This window comes from Acidobacteriota bacterium (assembly GCA_030774055.1).
Taxonomy (GTDB): Bacteria; Acidobacteriota; Terriglobia; order Terriglobales; family Acidobacteriaceae; genus JACPNR01.
Genome location: JALYLW010000084.1, coordinates 1 through 14,275, shown reverse-complemented (window position 1 = coordinate 14,275; position 14,275 = coordinate 1). Strand labels below are relative to the sequence as shown.

The window sequence follows — 14,275 nt, the reverse complement described above, 5'->3', positions numbered from 1 at the left end:
GGCGAGCAGAGCGCTCACCCAGCCTAGTCGATGGACTGCAATTCTTTGCCGGGCTTGAAGCGGACAGCCTTGCCGGGCGGGATATTGACCTCGGCGCCGGTGCGCGGGTTGCGTCCGATACCGGTCTTGCGCGGGCGCACATTGAACACGCCGAAGCCACGCAGCTCGATGCGGTCGCCGCGCGAAAGTGCTTTCTTCATGGTGTCGAAGACGATCTCCACGGCCTGCTCGGCCTTGGTCTTGGTGATACCGGTCTTCGAGACGACCTGATTGATGATGTCGAGCTTGATCACGGGGCGGCTCCGCGACGCTGGATTTCGGCTGGGGTTATTGAGGTTCGTCCAACTCACGGATACTAAAGGGGATACGGGTCGGAAGTCAATCAACTGTTTTCCCGCGGATTTCCACCGTTGCGGGGTTCCCAAACAGCGGCACTTCGGAGATATTGGAGAGAGGATTCCCACGCGCGTCCACAGCAAGCGTGGAAAGTCCACAGGATATGCACAGCTGCCGCAGATGGGCGCTTGCCGCAAGTGGCGGTGGCATGGGAACTTAACTGTCCTGCCCCATCCGGAGCGGGATCAGCAGCCGAGTCTGGCAAGGGAAAGGGACTAGCATGAGTTCAGCCGCGCCCGTGCAAGTGCCGGTAAAGAGGAGAGGAATGTCGATCAAGAGCGACCGTTGGATCCGCATGATGGCACTGGAACACGACATGATCAATCCCTTCGCCGACCGGCAGAATGCGGCGGGGATGATCTCCTACGGGCTGTCGTCATATGGATACGACCTCAGGGTCTCCGACGAGTTCAAGATCTTTACCAACGTGCACAACGCGATCGTCGATCCGAAGGATTTCCGCGAGGAGTCGTTCGTCACCAAGCGGACGGACGTGGCTATCATCCCGCCCAACTCGTTCGCGCTGGCGCGCTCGGTCGAATACTTCAAGATCCCGCGCGACGTGCTCACTATCTGCGTAGGGAAGTCGACCTACGCGCGCTGCGGGATCATCGTGAACGTCACGCCGTTCGAGCCCGAGTGGGAAGGGTTCGTCACGCTCGAGATATCGAATACCACGCCGCTGCCCGCCAAGATCTATGCCAACGAAGGCCTGTGCCAGATCCTGTTCTTCCAGTCGGACGAGCCGTGTGAGATCAGCTACAAGGATCGCAAGGGGAAATACCAGAACCAGCAGGGCATCGTGTTGCCGAAATTGAAGTAGGGCGACGGTTAGCGACGTTATCTTCGAACGTCATTCTGTGACAACGGCGGACGCATGCGTCCGCCGTTTGTTTTTGCGCTTACGCGTGTGATAGGGTAAACGACAAATCTAGCCTGCATCGCTTTTCCCGGATGGATGAAATGCGCGCCTGAGCGCTTGTGGCGCGGAAGTGCCTGTCCGGCCGATGCGGCTCCAGTAGAGGCCCACGCGATGAAAGAAGACACAGCGGCAAGGCGGGCGCCCGAAGCGGCTGCCACGGCGGCCGCGCCGGCGTCAGCAAGCCAAGCCTCGCCGGTCTCCACGCCGACTGATGACTTCTCCAATCGGAAGCTGATCCGGCCGACGTTGACCCGTCCGGAGCTGTCCGAGCGCCGTGAGCGGCCCGCGGCTGGCGGTCGCAAGCTGGTCCCACCCGAGCAGACCCACGCCGAGAACTTTTACTACCAGAAACAGATGCAGACCCACACGCAGCTGGTCGTGGTACTCAAAGATGGCGAGCAGATCCGCGGGACCATCGAGTGGTACGACCGCGATTGCATCAAGATCACACGCTCGGGCCAGTCGAATATCCTGCTCTACAAGCCGAGCATCAAGTACATCTACAAGGACGAGAGCGGCAACGGGACAGGGAACAAGCGGTAAGCGATTTTGGCAGCAGGCGCCCGCTACGGCGGGCGCTTTTGTTTTTAGCGCTCGAGCGAGACGGCGAAGGCGTCCAGCGAGAGCGAGCGCAGCAGGTTGCGGCGCATGCCGCGCTCGACTTCGGTGAGTCCGTGGGCGGCGCCGGCGATCCAGTCGAAGCTGACCGGCTGCGCCATGCGCGCCAGGTCGGCGGCGATGTCGGTATTACGGATGAGCTCGGTCGTCCCTGACTTCGCGAACATCAAGTCCTCAAGCAGGAGATAGAGCGCACGCAGCAGCTGGTCGGTCTTGCCTTTGCCTTCGGCGCCGGCGCGATAGGTCTCGGTCACGCGGAAGAGCGCGCTATGGTCGTCACCACCGATGGCGGAGCGCAGGAGCGCGAGCGCGTCGGTGCGCGAGGCGATGTAGCCGGCAAGGTCGAAGTTGCGGGCGCGCCCGATGGCGCCTTGCGCGAGGCGCGCGACCAGCGCGCGCTGCTGCGCGGAGAAATCGGTGCGCTGGGCTCCGGAGTGCTGAGTCTCGGGGTGCTGAGAAAGAAACGCCTCGATCTCCGCGACCGGCAGCGCGCCCAGGGTGAGTGTGACGCAGCGCGAGCGGATGGTGGGCAGCAACTCGCCAGGATTCTCTGCCAGCAAAAAGATGGTCGCGAAATCGGGCGGCTCTTCCAGCACTTTGAGCAGCGAGTTCTCCGCCTCGCGGATGAACGCGGTCGAGGTGAAGATGAAGACGCGCTCGCGGCCTTCCTGCGGCTTGAAATAGATGTTCTCGATGACGTGGCGCACCTGGCCGACCTTGATCATCATCTGCGGCGGGTCGGGAGGGATCACCAGGACATCGGGATGAGTCTGAACGAAGACGCGCGTGTCTTTCTTGTCCGCGTCTTTCAGGCCTTCGCGCGCTTCGACCGCCTCGGTGAAGCGGGCGTCGAGATCATCGGCCTGTGCGATGCGGACGCAGTTAGAGCAGCGTCCGCAGAAATCGGCGAGGCCGGCGTTGTCCGGGCGCTCCAGGCAATTCATCGCCTTGGCGGCCATCTGCGCGAGCGTGTATTTGCCGGCGCCACGCGGCCCGGCAAGGATGACGGCGTGCGGCAGGCGGCCGCGCTCGATCATCTCGCGCAGGCGGGTGACGGTCTCTGCGTTGCCGTGAAAGGTGGCGAAGCCCATTACTTTCGCACCATTACTTTTGCACTCCCGTCGCCGTCTTCCCCACATGCCCCAGCACGCGCTCGCGGACGATGCCGAGGATCTCTTCGCTCACCGGATCGGGCTGGCGACGCGCGTTGACCACCGCTACGCGTTGCGGCTCGCGCTCCGCGATCTCCAGGTACTTGGCGCGGACGCGCTCGAAGAAGGCGCGGCTCTCCGATTCGAAGCGATTCTCATCACTCTGTACACCGGTTGGTTGACCGTGACCGTCGCATTGCTGGTTGCGGCGGCGCGCGCGCTCCACGCTGGCGGCGACGTCGGAATCCATCAGGATGGTGAGGTCGGGCTGCAATCCGCCGCAGAGCGTCCGATGGAGTGTGAGCACCGGCTCCGATCCGAGCTCGCGTCCGCCACCTTGGTAGGCCTCGGAAGAATCGGTGAAGCGGTCGCAGAGCACGAACTTGCCGCGGTCGAGCGCGGGGCGGATGACCTCGGCGATATGTTGCGCGCGCGCGGCGAACATGAGCGCCAGCTCCGCCCCGGGATCGAGCGCGGCGGTGCGTGAGTCGAGCAGCACGGCGCGGATCTTCTCTCCGATGGCGGTGCCGCCAGGCTCGCGCGTGGTGACCACATCGAGCCCTTGCCGGCGCAGCGCGGTAGCGAGGCGTTCGAGCTGGGTGGATTTGCCGCAGCCGTCGAGCCCTTCGATGGTGATGAACTTGCCGCGATGAGAAGTCACAGGAAGGGAAATGATAACAGGGTCGCTTGTGTTAGACTCCGGCGCAAAATGAGGGTTGGCGATTACATTGACGCGTACTGCTCGCGCTGCAAGCGCGTGATGGACCACACCGTCGTCGCGATGGAGTCGGCGCCGGGCGCCGGGGTGGTCGCCTCAGACGTGAGCCGCGTCCGCTGCCGCACCTGCGACTACGAACACACCTTCCGCAAAGGCCAGGCCGGCAAGAAGGAGCTGACCAAAGAAGAGGCCTTCAACAAGGTGCTCGCCTCGGTTATGGGGACGGTCCCGGAGAAGGACGAGAAGTCGCCGAAGCCGAAGCGGAAGAAGAAGTAGTTCTCCGCTGGCTCCCTCTGGTCGGACTGGGGCCCGCTCGAGGAGGACAAGAAATAGCGAGAACCGTTGCCTCCTCCTCGCTACTTGCCCCTCTAGTCCTCCACCACTCCAGCGAACAAATCGCTCTCGACAGCGGCATCGGCCATCCGCGGCGTGGTCGTCGCTGCGAGGTGGAAGTTCTCGAAGTTTCCACGTTTCCGGATAGTCCCTTCGAATCGCGGCAGCAACGGGTTCTGCGAGGTATGCGCGGCGAAGGCGCGGATCTTCGTCTCGAGATGCGGACCGATGTCGATCACGGTGGTGACGGGCGCGAGCGAGACCGGCTGCGGCAGTTCCGGGATGGCGGCCAGCGCGCTCGAGTAATAAAGCTTCTGCGCGCAATGCGGCTTGAGCCCGCCGTCTTTTCGTTCAACCTCGAGTTGGTCAGCGAAGCGATTGGTCCGTCCCGCCCAGTGATACGCGGCGGTGGCGAAGAGCGCGGCCATCGAGTGGTCGGGGTGCGCGGTGACGGCGCCTTCGGTGCCGATGGTCAGCACCACGTGCGGACGGAACTCGCGGATGCGCCGCACCAGCGCGCCGGTGACGGCCTGGAAGTCCTCGCGATCGAGCGCGGCGTCGGCGTAGTCGAGCACCTCGCCGCGGCTGATCATCAGGATCTTGCAGGAGCGAGCGAACTCCTCACGCCGCATGGCGGAGAGTTCAGCGTCTGACTTTGCGCCGCCGCGGTTGCGGGCGGCCTGCCCCGGGGTCAGGCAGAGGACGAAAGTCTCCACCTTGCGTTCACTGTACAGAGCAAGCGTGCCGCCGAAGCCACCGGCTTCGTCGTCGGGATGAGCAGTAACGCAAAGCAATCTCAGCATTTAGCTTGGCGCCATCCAACCACAGGAATTTGGCAAGCGGTGTGCACTCGTGGAATCGAGGATTGTTTGCGGTTCGACCGCTGCACACCCCCATGCAGGATACAACGCGCACGCGTCGCTTTGTGATTCTCGACCCGACCGGAGCGCATCAGCAAATTCCACTTGAAAATGTTCTAGGCTTTCTTCTAGACGTCCGCCGCTTCGGCCAGGGCTACTTCTTCCTCTTCCAGCGCAGCGATATCCGCCACTCCCTTCTCTTCCAACATGAACTCGAGGACCTCCTGCGGATGGGCGGCCATCCAGACCGGGGCGAACGACTGCCGATGCAGCGGCGAAGGGCCGTGCGCGCGCAGCGTTTCGGCGTGGTGCTTGGTGAAGTATCCCTTGTTGGAAGCGAGACGGTAGATGGGGAAGACGGGGTCCCAGGCGGTAACCATGCGGTCGCGCTCGACCTTGGCGATGATGGATGCGGCGGCGATGGAAGCGGAGAGCGCGTCGCCGTGGATGAGCTTGGTCTGCGAGCAGGGCGCTTCCGCCGAAGGCCAGTCGAGCCGCATGGCGTCGATGAGCAGATGGTCGGGCGCAGGGTCGAGTTGCGCGAGCGCTTCGACCATGGCGAGGCGGGAAGCCTGGTAGATGTTGATCTGGTCGATGCGGGCGGAATCCACCGCGGCAATGGCCCAGGCGATGGCGCGCTCGCGGATGCGCTCGGCCAGCACCTCGCGGCGCGGCGCGGGCAAGAGCTTGGAATCGCGCAGTCCTTTGATGCGGTCGCTGCGATCGAGGATCACGGCGGCGGCGACGACGGGACCGAAGAGCGATCCGCGGCCGACTTCGTCCACTCCGGCGACGAGCGTGCAGCCGGTGTCCCAAGCCCGCTTCTCGTAGCGCGTGGTGCACTTCAGGCGCTTCAGCAGGCGCAACTTGGCGGCAGCCTTCGAGAGCGGCTTGCCGTCGGGCGAGGCGAGTTTCAGTTTGCGTGGCAGAAGCTTTGACCGCAGAGGCCGCAGAGATCGCGGAGGATTGGGGCCATTCTATTCTGAATCGCGTCCCTTGCGAACAAAGAGAAACACGCAGCGAAGCGCCGAAAAGCTCGGCGTTCTCTGCGTGCTCTGCGGTCGCTGAGCTCTACTCCGCTTCGCGGAGGCGAGCGGCCTTGCCCTTGAGGTTGCGCAGGTAGAAGAGCTTCGCGCGGCGGACCTTGCCGGAGCGCAGCACTTCAACCTTGTCGAGCACTTTGGAGTTGCGCGGGAAGATGCGCTCCACGCCGTGCCCGAAGCTGACCTTGCGGACGGTGAAGCTGCCCTGCGGCCCGTTGTTGATGGCGATGACCGTGCCCTCGAAGGCCTGGAGACGTTCTTTATCGCCTTCCTTGATCTTCACGTGCACGCGCACGTTGTCGCCGGGACTGAGTGCGGGAATGTCGGTGCGCTGCAACTTGGCGAGGACTTTATCCATGATGGGTGAGATCGACATGATTGTTTTCCTTCGTTCCTGAACTTTACTTTTAATCCGTGCCGCCGCGCTCGCTGCCGAGTTCGGCGATCAAACTTTTATCTTCATCGCTGAGCGCGACCTCGTGCAGCAGGTCGGGCCGGTTCCGCAATGTCTTCTCCAGCGCGCGGCGGCGGCGCCAGCGGCGTATCTCATCGTGGTTGCCGTTGACCAGGACTTCCGGCACCGGCATGCCGCGAAAATCTGCGGGACGCGTGTAATGCGGGTAGTCCAGCAACCCGCCGGAAGCGCACGTCGCATCCGGCATGCCCGCAGCTTTCTCCGCCCGCTGCGAGCTGAAACTTTCCTGTTTCGACGAAGCGTCGTTGCCGAGCGCTCCGGGCACCAGGCGTGCGACCGCGTCGATGATGACGGCCGCGGGCAGCTCGCCGCCGGAGAGCACGAAATCCCCGGCCGAGACTTCGCGGTCCGCGAGGTGTTCGGCCACGCGCTCGTCCACGCCCTCGTAGCGGCCGCAGATCAGCACCAACCGCTCCAACCCGGCAAACTCTTCCGCCATCCGCTGGTCGAACATCTCGCCCTGCGGCGAGAGCAGCACAACCGAATCCTTCGCCTGCCGAGCGCGACGTTGTTGCAGCGGCGCTAGCGCAAGCGATTCGGCACATTCGAAGATGGGTTCGGGCTTCAATACCATGCCCTCGCCACCGCCGAACGGGCGGTCGTCCACCGTGCGATGCTTGTCGCGGGTGAACGTCCGCAGGTCACGTATCTGGATGTCAATGAGCCCAGCTTCGCGCGCCCGGCGCACGATGCCGTGTTGCAAAGGACCGTGGAAGAAGTCTGGAAAGATCGTGAGTATCTCAAACTTCATCGCGGTCCGTCTGGCCTGACTGCTGCTCCTGTTTCTCCTCCTCGGTGAGGGGAGCGTCCAAGTCCAGCAATCCGGCGGGCAGCGCCATCTCCAGCCGCTTGCCCGGTAGATCCAAACTCTTAATAAACTCGGTGACGAAGGGGACCAGCAACTCGCGGTCGCCCACTTTCACCACCAGCAGCGGCGCCGCACCTGCGCCCGCCTGCACATCCGAAACTTTTCCCACGAACTTGGCGCCATCGTAGAGCGCCGTGCCCACGAGGTCGCTGATGTATGCCGCACCTTCCGGCAGCGGCACCCGCTCGGCCGCCGGCACCTGCACTTCGTAACCGGCGAGCGCTTCGGCGTCGGTGATGGAATCCACGCCCGCGAACTTCAGCACCACGCGGCCCTTGTGCAGCCAGAACTCTTCCAACTGCAGCCTACGTCGCGAGCCATCGGGCGCGAGCGCGGAAAGCTGCTTACGCTCCGCGAATCGCTCAGGGAAATCCGTATGCAAGTCGGCAGCGACCTCGCCGCGGCGTCCTTGCGCGCGGACGACGCGCGCTACGGTGATGAACGCCTGGTCTGCGATGCTGCTTCCCTCGACTCTCACTCCGCCGGCATCCGCTAGTCGCTACTCGTCATTCCAGGATCTCCAGCGTGTAGCGTTTCTTCAGCTTCATGCTGGCGGCGCCCAGGATGGTGCGGATAGAACGCGCCGTGCGTCCTTGTTTGCCGATGACCTTGCCCAGATCGTTGGGAGCGACACGCAACTCGAGGACGGTGTTCTGCTCCCCCGCGATCGCGCTCACTTGCACTTGCTCGGGCTCGTCTACCAGTGCCTTGGCGATCTCTTCGACCAGCAATCGCATGTCCCCACCGTGCTCATTCGCCATACAGCGGCTCCTTCATTGCTGGGGGGCCTATGCCTTGTCTTACGATCGTAAGTCTTGCGATCTTACGCTAGGCCTATTATGCCGCCGCGGGAGCGTTCGCTGGCGCTTTTTCGAGCAGGCGGGTGAGGGTGGGGGAAAGCTGCGCGCCCTTGGAACGCCAGTACTCGATGCGGTCACGCTTCACTTCGAAGCTGGCCGGGCTGGTGCGCGGGTTGTAGGTCCCCACCACTTCGACGGAGCGTCCATTGCGGGCGCGCTCCTTGTCGATGACCACTACGCGGTAGTAAGGCTGCTTGCGCGCACCAAAGCGCGCCATACGGATCATTAACACAGAGGTATTTCCTTTCAGCTTGTTCCCAGAGAGGTCCCCGAGGATGGGCGTAAACATTGATTATCGCGTAAATAGCTGGTGGTTGGCAAGTTAAGGCGATCAGCAGGCGTGAGGGAATCCCGCTCGCCCTCGCTCTGCTACGATACCAACCATGAACCCTAGCGTGAACAAGCGCACCACCTCGCTGATCCTGTGGTCGGTGTTTTGGGCAGTCCTGCTCATTTCTGCCGCTTTCCTGCTGAAAGGGAATCCGGCGCGGAACTGGGTGGAGTCCGTCATCTTCACTGTGGCGATGGCCTCACTGATCCTGATGGGCCTGCTGAGCAACCGGCGCAATGCCTGCGAGCAGAACGCCGGCGGCCCTCAAGACGCCCCCAAATAGCCGACCGCCCAGACCATGACCTCCGTACGCATCGACAAGTGGCTTTGGGCAGCTCGATTCTTCAAGACGCGGTCGTTGGCCGGGAAAGCCTGTGACCTGGGACGGATCCAGTCCAACGGACAGCTCGCCAAGCCCGCCCGCGAGGTCCGCGTGGGAGACATGCTGGGGATCACCAGCCCCGCTGGCGATTTTCATGTGGAAGTCCTTGGACTCAGCGAGGTACGCGGGCCGGCTGCGACGGCGCAAACGCTGTACCGCGAGACCGAAGCCAGCCGGGAGCTGCGGCTGAAAGTGGCCGCAGAGCGCAAGGCGATGAAGCAGTTCGAAGAGTTACCCGCAGGCAGACCATCCAAGCGCGATCGCCGCAGGATCATCCAGTTCCGCGGGAGAGGCTGAGCGGAGTCCGGTCGAGCCCCACGGAAGGCCTAGAAGCCCTTGAGCACGCGGACGATCCGGAGCAATTCCTGCGGTTCAGGGCGGTGGGTGAAGTCCGCGTCGATGCGCGACCAGACGATGGTGGAGTCGGGCGCGATGACGAACGTCGCCGGCATGGGCAGCACCCAGTCTTTGGCGGCGTTCGCGTTCTCGAGGTTCACAAAGACGCCGCGATAATGCGAGATCAGTGAGTCGGGCAGCGGCCACGCGACGCCGTAAGCGCCCGCGACCTGGTTGCCGCTATCGCTCAACACGTTAAAACGCAAGCGATGCTGCTCGGCGGTGAAGCCGGAGTGCTGCGGCTTCTGCGGCGAGATGGCTGCGATGGTCGTCTTGAGTGCGTCAAACTCCGGTCGCGCCTTTTCCAACTCTTCCAACTGAGCGATGCAGTAGGGACACCAGCGTCCGCGATAGAACGCGAGGACGACGGGGCCTTGCGCCAATCGCTGGGCGAGGATGAAGTTGCGCTCCTGCGTGCCCGGCCGTTCCACGCCCGGCAGTTCCACGCCCGGCAGCTCAAAGTCAGGCGCCTTGTCGCCGGTCTTCAGGGCGCGATCAGCCGCGCCTGAGGCGATGAGCTCGCGGACAGCTTGGCGCGGCGGCTCGAGCTTGGCGGCTGAGACGAGGTCTTCCACCTGCTTGGTGATGGCGGCCAGGCGCGCGGCGAGCGTCGTGTGGGCGGGCTCTTCGACTTTCGGATTGGAGCCGCGCCATTCCATGGAAGGAGTTAGGAGATAGGAGTTAGTAGTTAGGGGCCGGAGATGGGGCAAGCCCCGTCTCTACCAGCGGGTCATGCGGACCCGATCACATTCCTGGCAGTTTCATGCCGGCGAAGCGGCGGTCGAGTTTGCCGCGGCCCATGGACTTGAACATCTTCTTCATCTGCACGTACTGGCGCAGGAGCTGGTTCACTTCCTGCACGCTGGTGCCGGAGCCGCGGGCGATGCGCTTGCGGCGCGAGCCGTTGATGACCTCGTGGTGGTCGCGCTCGTGATCGGTCATCGAGTTGATGATGGCCTCGACGTGGACGAGTTCCTTGTCGTCGAAATTGTCGGCCACCTTCTGCATGCCGGCGAAGGGACCGACGGAGGGCATCATCTTCACGATGCTGGAGAGCGAGCCGAGTTTCTTGACCTGGCGCAGTTGCTCACGAAAATCGTCGAGCGAGAAGCCGTCGCCGGCCAGGACTTTCTTGGCAAACTCTTCCGACTTCTTCTTGTCGATCTTGTCTTCAGCTTTCTCGATGAGCGAGAGGATGTCGCCCATGCCCAGGATGCGTCCGACGATGCGGTCAGGGTGGAAGGGTTCGAGCGCGTCGTACTTCTCGCCCACGCCGATGAACTTGATGGGCTGTCCGGTGACGTTGCGGATGGAGAGCGCGGCGCCGCCGCGAGCGTCGCCATCCATCTTGGTGAGGATCACGCCGGTGAGCGCGAGCTTTTTGTGGAACTCGTCGGCGGAGTTCACCGCGTCCTGCCCGGTCATGGCGTCGGCGATGAAAAGGATCTCCTGCGGGTTGAGGAGCTTTTTGAGCGACTGCATCTCCTCCATCAGCTGATCGTCGATGTGGAGCCGGCCGGCGGTGTCCACGATGAGCACGTCGCAGCCGGAGTTCACCGCCTCGCGGCGCGCTTCTTTCGCCAGACGCTCGACCGTGGCGGTGTTCGCCGCTTCGACTTTGCCTTCGTAGATGGCGGCGCCGATGGCGTCCGCAACCACCTTGAGCTGCTGGCGCGCGGCCGGGCGATAGACGTCTACGGAAACAAGCAGCGGGCGGTGTCCACCCTTTTTCAGCCAGGCGGCAAGCTTGCCCGAGGTCGTGGTCTTGCCGGAGCCTTGCAGCCCGGCCATGAGGACGACCGTGGGCGGCGTGCCAAACTTCAGTTTTGCGGTGTCTTTGCCGAGGATGGCGATGAGTTCGTCACGCACGATCTTGACGACCTGGTCGGCAGGCGAGAGCGCGGTCATCACCTCCTGGCCGAGCGCCTTCTCGCGGATGTGGTCGATCAGTTCTTTTACGACGTTGAGATTGACGTCGGCTTCCAGCAGCGCCAGGCGCAGCTCGCGCAGTGCTTCGCCGATGTTTTCCTCGGTGAGCGTGCCTTGTCCGCGCAGGTTCTTGAAGGCGCGCTGGAGCTTGTCTTGTAGGTTCTCGAACATGGTGTCTACTGGAGATACTTACGAATCCTTGATTCTAACAGCGGCTGCGAAGTCGTACCGTAGCGCCGGCGTCCCGCCGGCTGTAGTGGCGGCATCATGCCGCCGCTCCCTCACGTTCCCAGCACTTCCTTCGCTGCCACCACGGTATTGCAGTGGATGGTGACGGTATCTTCGACGCGGCGGGCGTAGCCACCGGCGTAGGTCACCATCACGGGGATGCCGCGAGCTTTGGCGGCTTGAAAGACGAGGCGGTCGCGTTGTTTGAGTCCGTCGATGGTGAGGGCGAGTCCGCCGAGCTGGTCTTCACGATACGGGTCGGCGCCGGCGATATAGCAGATGAGGTCGGGAGTGAAGCGGCGCAAGCCGGAGCTGAGCGCGTTATCCAGCCAGGAAAGATAGACGGCGTCGTCGGTGCCATCAGGCAGGTTGACGTCGATAGACGACGGCGGCTTGATGGCCGGGTAGTTGTGCTGCTGGTGGAGCGAGATGGTGAAGACGCCGTGCGCGGGCTGATCGGTCTGCGCAGGCTGGGCTGCTCGAACGAAGCCGGGAGAGTGCGAGGGGAGTGGCGCGAGCGGGTCGTTGTCGTTCATTTTAACGGCGGGAGGAAAGATGGCCGCCGTGCCATTGCCATCGTGAACATCACAGTCCACGGTCATCGCGCGCTCGATGGCGCCGTCTTTCTGCATCCGGCGGATTGCGACGGCGACGTCGTGGATCATGCAGAAGCCTTCGCCGTGGTCGGGGAAGGCGTGGTGGAATCCGCCACCGATGTTGAAGCCGACGCCGTCTTTCAACGCCAGCCGCGCGGCGCGGATCGACCCGCCGGCGGCGAGCCAGAAGGCGCGGACGAGTTCCGGCGAGTACGGGATCTCCATCTGCATCTCCTCGGTCTGCGAGAGCGTCCCCGTCGTCAGCTTCCGGACGTAGTCGGCGGTGTGGACGAGAAGGATATCGGCGTCGGTGGCGGACGCGGGAGTGACGAAGTCGGCCGGGTCAGCAATGCCCTCGGCCAGCAGACGCTGCTGGACGAGCCGGTACTTCTCGGCCGGGAAGACGTGCGTGCCGATGGGCAGGTAGTAGCCGTCGCTGTAGACAAGCTTGAAGGGAAGCATAGTCAGGGACTTAGCGCTTCGCCGCGATAAATGCGGCTAGGCGCAACTTTTCGCCCCGTCCCGAGTTTATACGAGCACCAGGGAAGTAAAAAAAGGGAGCTTATCAAGATGGGTGTTATGAAGAAGAAGACTGTCGGGATCGTATTAGCGGCAATGTTGAGCCTGGGCGCGATCGCAGCCGTGGGCGCGGAGGTGGCTGAGCATAGTGGCCACGGCCGTCATGGACGCGGCGGGATGCGCGGCGGCATGTTCATGGGGAAAGACATGGAGAGCCGCCTGAACCTGACCGACGACCAGAAGGCAAAACTGAAGCAGATGCACCAGCGGCAGCGCGAGCAGATGAAGTCGCAGTTCGCGGAAGGCGGGCAGGGCGCCGGTGGTCATCAGGCGCTGATGCAGGAAGTGTTCAAGGACAATCCGAACCCGGCGGTGATCCAACAGCGGGTGGCGGAGATGCAGCAGCGGCAAGCGGCGGCACTCAACGCGCGCGTGGCGGCGATGCAGGAGTTCAACTCCATCCTGACGCCAAACCAGCGCGGCGAGATGCAGAAGCTGATGGCCGAGCGCGCGCAGAAGCGCCAGGAATGGCAGGCGAAGCGTGCCGAGCGTCACCAGCAAAAGCAGCAAGAGAACCAGGACAAGCCCAAGCAGCCGTAAGTGGTTTGTGCAGTAAGCAGCAGCCGCCGTCTTCCCCAGGAGACGGCGGCTGTTTGCTTTGGTGCCGCCCTGGGGCGGTTCGCTCCCTTCACCGCCGGGAGCTGTTTTGGTCAGACAGCAACCCGGTCCAGCAGCTACTCTCGGTTTTTGAGCAGCAGCGATTCTCGAGGACGTTCCCTCGCATCCAACCGAGTGAACAATGACAACGCGCGCAGAACGCATTACGCAAACACACTCCAGGGGGAGTTAATGCATTGGCGAAGTGCCCTGGGGAACTGGGGTACGAAGAAGCTGCGGGAAGGATTGCTATCCATGCTTGAGACCTGGGAAGAAGCAGAACGGAAATTGCGCCGGAAGATGAGAATGTTTCCGGGGCTGACGAAGTCGCGGCATCCGGAACCAATGCCGCTACAGCAGCGCGACAGCCAGAACCGCGAGAGCCAGAACGAGGAGCGGCATGCCGAGCAGCGTCGCTACGAAGACGCGCGCCGCAAGGCCATCGTCTCGGTCTATGGCAGAGACCTATTGAGCGAAGATCACATCGCCGGCGTGCCGTCCGCAAAAAGCAGGCCGCGGAAAAAGAACGCCGCCTAACGCTTCTTGTCTCTGTCTCGGGCGGGTGGCGGCACGCGGTGGCGGATGGGGACGATTGCGCCCTTTTCCGGATCGGTGGGCACATCGTAAGCGCGCGCCACGATCTCCTGGCTGAGGTGGCTGACGAACTCCTGCATCTGGCGCTGCATCTCTTCCATCCGCGCGCGCATTTGCAGGATGATGGCGATGCCGCTGATGTTCACTCCCAGCTCGCGCGCCAGCGACAAGATGAACTCGAGGCGTTCGAGGTCTTCATCGGTGTAAAGACGCGTGTTGCCTTCGGTGCGCGAGGGCTGGAGCAGGCCTTCGCGCTCATAGAGCCGTAACGTCTGCGGATGGATGCCGTACATCTCGGCGACCGCCGAGATCATGTACGCGCCTTGCTTCTTGCGCTTACCCATGAGTTCCCTCGCTGCGCTCGGGATTTCGCCTGCGGGCTCCCGCTCCGCTCACGCC

General features: G+C 63.2%; 21 protein-coding genes. 7 read left to right on the top strand and 14 right to left on the bottom strand.

Annotated elements, in window-relative coordinates; all coding sequences use genetic code 11:
• Window positions 1-23: 23 nt before the first annotated feature.
• Window positions 24-293 (bottom strand): integration host factor subunit beta, encoded by a 270-nt coding sequence (locus M3P27_06960; protein ID MDP9268053.1) that lies wholly within the window; start codon window positions 291-293, stop codon window positions 24-26.
• Window positions 294-661: 368 nt separating this feature from the next.
• On the opposite strand from M3P27_06960, the gene dcd reads away from it, so the two are divergent.
• Window positions 662-1,219, top strand: coding sequence for a dCTP deaminase (gene dcd, locus M3P27_06955; protein MDP9268052.1), 558 nt, complete (start codon window positions 662-664; stop codon window positions 1,217-1,219).
• Between the two features lie 210 nt (window positions 1,220-1,429).
• Window positions 1,430-1,861, top strand: a complete 432-nt coding sequence (locus M3P27_06950) for an RNA chaperone Hfq (GenBank protein MDP9268051.1) — start codon at window positions 1,430-1,432, stop codon at window positions 1,859-1,861.
• Between the two features lie 44 nt (window positions 1,862-1,905).
• On the opposite strand, the gene M3P27_06945 is transcribed toward M3P27_06950, so the two are convergent.
• Together M3P27_06945 and tmk are read right to left on the bottom strand one after the other, a co-directional pair.
• Window positions 1,906-3,027, bottom strand: a complete 1,122-nt coding sequence (locus M3P27_06945) for a DNA polymerase III subunit delta' (GenBank protein MDP9268050.1) — start codon at window positions 3,025-3,027, stop codon at window positions 1,906-1,908.
• Between the two features lie 13 nt (window positions 3,028-3,040).
• Entirely contained in the window at window positions 3,041-3,748 is a 708-nt protein-coding gene (tmk, locus tag M3P27_06940; GenBank protein ID MDP9268049.1) for a dTMP kinase, read from the bottom strand.
• A 48-nt stretch (window positions 3,749-3,796) separates the two neighbouring features.
• Here tmk and M3P27_06935 point away from each other — a divergent pair, with 48 nt between their 5' ends.
• The gene (locus tag M3P27_06935; protein ID MDP9268048.1) at window positions 3,797-4,081 is read left to right on the top strand and encodes a hypothetical protein; all 285 of its coding nucleotides are present in this window, start codon (window positions 3,797-3,799) and stop codon (window positions 4,079-4,081) included.
• A gap of 92 nt (window positions 4,082-4,173) precedes the next feature.
• Here the strand turns inward: M3P27_06935 and M3P27_06930 are convergent, their stop codons facing one another.
• The 7 genes from M3P27_06930 to rpsP all read right to left on the bottom strand — a co-directional run bounded on the left by M3P27_06930 (window position 4,174) and on the right by rpsP (window position 8,470).
• Window positions 4,174-4,941, bottom strand: coding sequence for a PIG-L family deacetylase (locus M3P27_06930; GenBank protein MDP9268047.1), 768 nt, complete (start codon window positions 4,939-4,941; stop codon window positions 4,174-4,176).
• Window positions 4,942-5,126: 185 nt separating this feature from the next.
• Complete coding sequence (locus M3P27_06925; GenBank protein ID MDP9268046.1) at window positions 5,127-5,864, bottom strand: ribonuclease HII; 738 nt, start codon at window positions 5,862-5,864, stop codon at window positions 5,127-5,129.
• Between the two features lie 205 nt (window positions 5,865-6,069).
• A complete protein-coding gene (gene rplS / locus M3P27_06920) occupies window positions 6,070-6,399 on the bottom strand; it encodes a 50S ribosomal protein L19 (GenBank protein ID MDP9268045.1) in 330 nt (109 codons plus the stop codon).
• Between the two features lie 49 nt (window positions 6,400-6,448).
• Window positions 6,449-7,267 carry a tRNA (guanosine(37)-N1)-methyltransferase TrmD gene (trmD, locus tag M3P27_06915; protein ID MDP9268044.1) on the bottom strand — a complete coding sequence of 273 codons (819 nt, stop codon included), beginning with the start codon at window positions 7,265-7,267 and terminating at the stop codon, window positions 6,449-6,451.
• A complete protein-coding gene (gene rimM / locus M3P27_06910) occupies window positions 7,257-7,862 on the bottom strand; it encodes a ribosome maturation factor RimM (protein ID MDP9268043.1) in 606 nt (201 codons plus the stop codon). Before rimM ends, trmD begins: the two co-directional genes overlap by 11 nt.
• A gap of 28 nt (window positions 7,863-7,890) precedes the next feature.
• Window positions 7,891-8,121 (bottom strand): KH domain-containing protein, encoded by a 231-nt coding sequence (locus M3P27_06905; GenBank protein MDP9268042.1) that lies wholly within the window; start codon window positions 8,119-8,121, stop codon window positions 7,891-7,893.
• Between the two features lie 100 nt (window positions 8,122-8,221).
• Window positions 8,222-8,470: a 30S ribosomal protein S16 gene (gene rpsP, locus M3P27_06900; GenBank protein ID MDP9268041.1), complete on the bottom strand. Its 249-nt coding sequence runs from the start codon at window positions 8,468-8,470 to the stop codon at window positions 8,222-8,224.
• Window positions 8,471-8,627: 157 nt separating this feature from the next.
• Between rpsP and M3P27_06895 the strand changes: the two genes are divergently transcribed.
• Window positions 8,628-8,858 carry a hypothetical protein gene (locus M3P27_06895; protein MDP9268040.1) on the top strand — a complete coding sequence of 77 codons (231 nt, stop codon included), beginning with the start codon at window positions 8,628-8,630 and terminating at the stop codon, window positions 8,856-8,858.
• A gap of 15 nt (window positions 8,859-8,873) precedes the next feature.
• Complete coding sequence (locus M3P27_06890) at window positions 8,874-9,254, top strand: RNA-binding S4 domain-containing protein (protein MDP9268039.1); 381 nt, start codon at window positions 8,874-8,876, stop codon at window positions 9,252-9,254.
• Between the two features lie 29 nt (window positions 9,255-9,283).
• On the opposite strand, the gene M3P27_06885 is transcribed toward M3P27_06890, so the two are convergent.
• The 3 genes from M3P27_06885 to M3P27_06875 form a co-directional block, all read right to left on the bottom strand.
• Window positions 9,284-10,012 (bottom strand): AhpC/TSA family protein, encoded by a 729-nt coding sequence (locus M3P27_06885; protein ID MDP9268038.1) that lies wholly within the window; start codon window positions 10,010-10,012, stop codon window positions 9,284-9,286.
• Between the two features lie 85 nt (window positions 10,013-10,097).
• Window positions 10,098-11,453, bottom strand: a complete 1,356-nt coding sequence (gene ffh, locus M3P27_06880; protein ID MDP9268037.1) for a signal recognition particle protein — start codon at window positions 11,451-11,453, stop codon at window positions 10,098-10,100.
• 110 nt (window positions 11,454-11,563) lie between these two features.
• Window positions 11,564-12,568, bottom strand: a complete 1,005-nt coding sequence (locus M3P27_06875; protein ID MDP9268036.1) for a histone deacetylase — start codon at window positions 12,566-12,568, stop codon at window positions 11,564-11,566.
• A gap of 117 nt (window positions 12,569-12,685) precedes the next feature.
• Here M3P27_06875 and M3P27_06870 point away from each other — a divergent pair, with 117 nt between their 5' ends.
• Together M3P27_06870 and M3P27_06865 are read left to right on the top strand one after the other, a co-directional pair.
• The gene (locus M3P27_06870) at window positions 12,686-13,225 is read left to right on the top strand and encodes a Spy/CpxP family protein refolding chaperone (GenBank protein MDP9268035.1); all 540 of its coding nucleotides are present in this window, start codon (window positions 12,686-12,688) and stop codon (window positions 13,223-13,225) included.
• 192 nt (window positions 13,226-13,417) lie between these two features.
• Window positions 13,418-13,819, top strand: coding sequence for a hypothetical protein (locus M3P27_06865; GenBank protein ID MDP9268034.1), 402 nt, complete (start codon window positions 13,418-13,420; stop codon window positions 13,817-13,819).
• Here the strand turns inward: M3P27_06865 and M3P27_06860 are convergent.
• On the bottom strand, window positions 13,816-14,220 hold the full coding sequence (locus M3P27_06860; protein MDP9268033.1) for a helix-turn-helix transcriptional regulator: 405 nt from the start codon (window positions 14,218-14,220) through the stop codon (window positions 13,816-13,818). The genes M3P27_06865 and M3P27_06860 overlap by 4 nt on opposite strands.
• Window positions 14,221-14,275: the final 55 nt, after the last annotated feature.

What these genes read in the sequence shown, in the direction of transcription:
- M3P27_06890 (MDP9268039.1), top strand. Translation starts at nt 8,874, where the DNA reads ATGACCTCCGTACGCATCGACAAGTGGCTTTGGGCAGCTCGATTCTTC.
- rpsP (MDP9268041.1), bottom strand. Translation starts at nt 8,470, where the DNA reads ATGATCCGTATGGCGCGCTTTGGTGCGCGCAAGCAGCCTTACTACCGC.
- M3P27_06935 (MDP9268048.1), top strand. Translation starts at nt 3,797, where the DNA reads ATGAGGGTTGGCGATTACATTGACGCGTACTGCTCGCGCTGCAAGCGC.
- M3P27_06895 (MDP9268040.1), top strand. Translation starts at nt 8,628, where the DNA reads ATGAACCCTAGCGTGAACAAGCGCACCACCTCGCTGATCCTGTGGTCG.
- rplS (MDP9268045.1), bottom strand. Translation starts at nt 6,399, where the DNA reads ATGGATAAAGTCCTCGCCAAGTTGCAGCGCACCGACATTCCCGCACTC.
- M3P27_06945 (MDP9268050.1), bottom strand. Translation starts at nt 3,027, where the DNA reads ATGGGCTTCGCCACCTTTCACGGCAACGCAGAGACCGTCACCCGCCTG.
- M3P27_06870 (MDP9268035.1), top strand. Translation starts at nt 12,686, where the DNA reads ATGAAGAAGAAGACTGTCGGGATCGTATTAGCGGCAATGTTGAGCCTG.
- M3P27_06875 (MDP9268036.1), bottom strand. Translation starts at nt 12,568, where the DNA reads ATGCTTCCCTTCAAGCTTGTCTACAGCGACGGCTACTACCTGCCCATC.
- trmD (MDP9268044.1), bottom strand. Translation starts at nt 7,267, where the DNA reads ATGAAGTTTGAGATACTCACGATCTTTCCAGACTTCTTCCACGGTCCT.
- M3P27_06885 (MDP9268038.1), bottom strand. Translation starts at nt 10,012, where the DNA reads ATGGAATGGCGCGGCTCCAATCCGAAAGTCGAAGAGCCCGCCCACACG.
- ffh (MDP9268037.1), bottom strand. Translation starts at nt 11,453, where the DNA reads ATGTTCGAGAACCTACAAGACAAGCTCCAGCGCGCCTTCAAGAACCTG.
- M3P27_06930 (MDP9268047.1), bottom strand. Translation starts at nt 4,941, where the DNA reads ATGCTGAGATTGCTTTGCGTTACTGCTCATCCCGACGACGAAGCCGGT.
- dcd (MDP9268052.1), top strand. Translation starts at nt 662, where the DNA reads ATGTCGATCAAGAGCGACCGTTGGATCCGCATGATGGCACTGGAACAC.
- M3P27_06860 (MDP9268033.1), bottom strand. Translation starts at nt 14,220, where the DNA reads ATGGGTAAGCGCAAGAAGCAAGGCGCGTACATGATCTCGGCGGTCGCC.
- M3P27_06905 (MDP9268042.1), bottom strand. Translation starts at nt 8,121, where the DNA reads ATGCGATTGCTGGTCGAAGAGATCGCCAAGGCACTGGTAGACGAGCCC.
- M3P27_06950 (MDP9268051.1), top strand. Translation starts at nt 1,430, where the DNA reads ATGAAAGAAGACACAGCGGCAAGGCGGGCGCCCGAAGCGGCTGCCACG.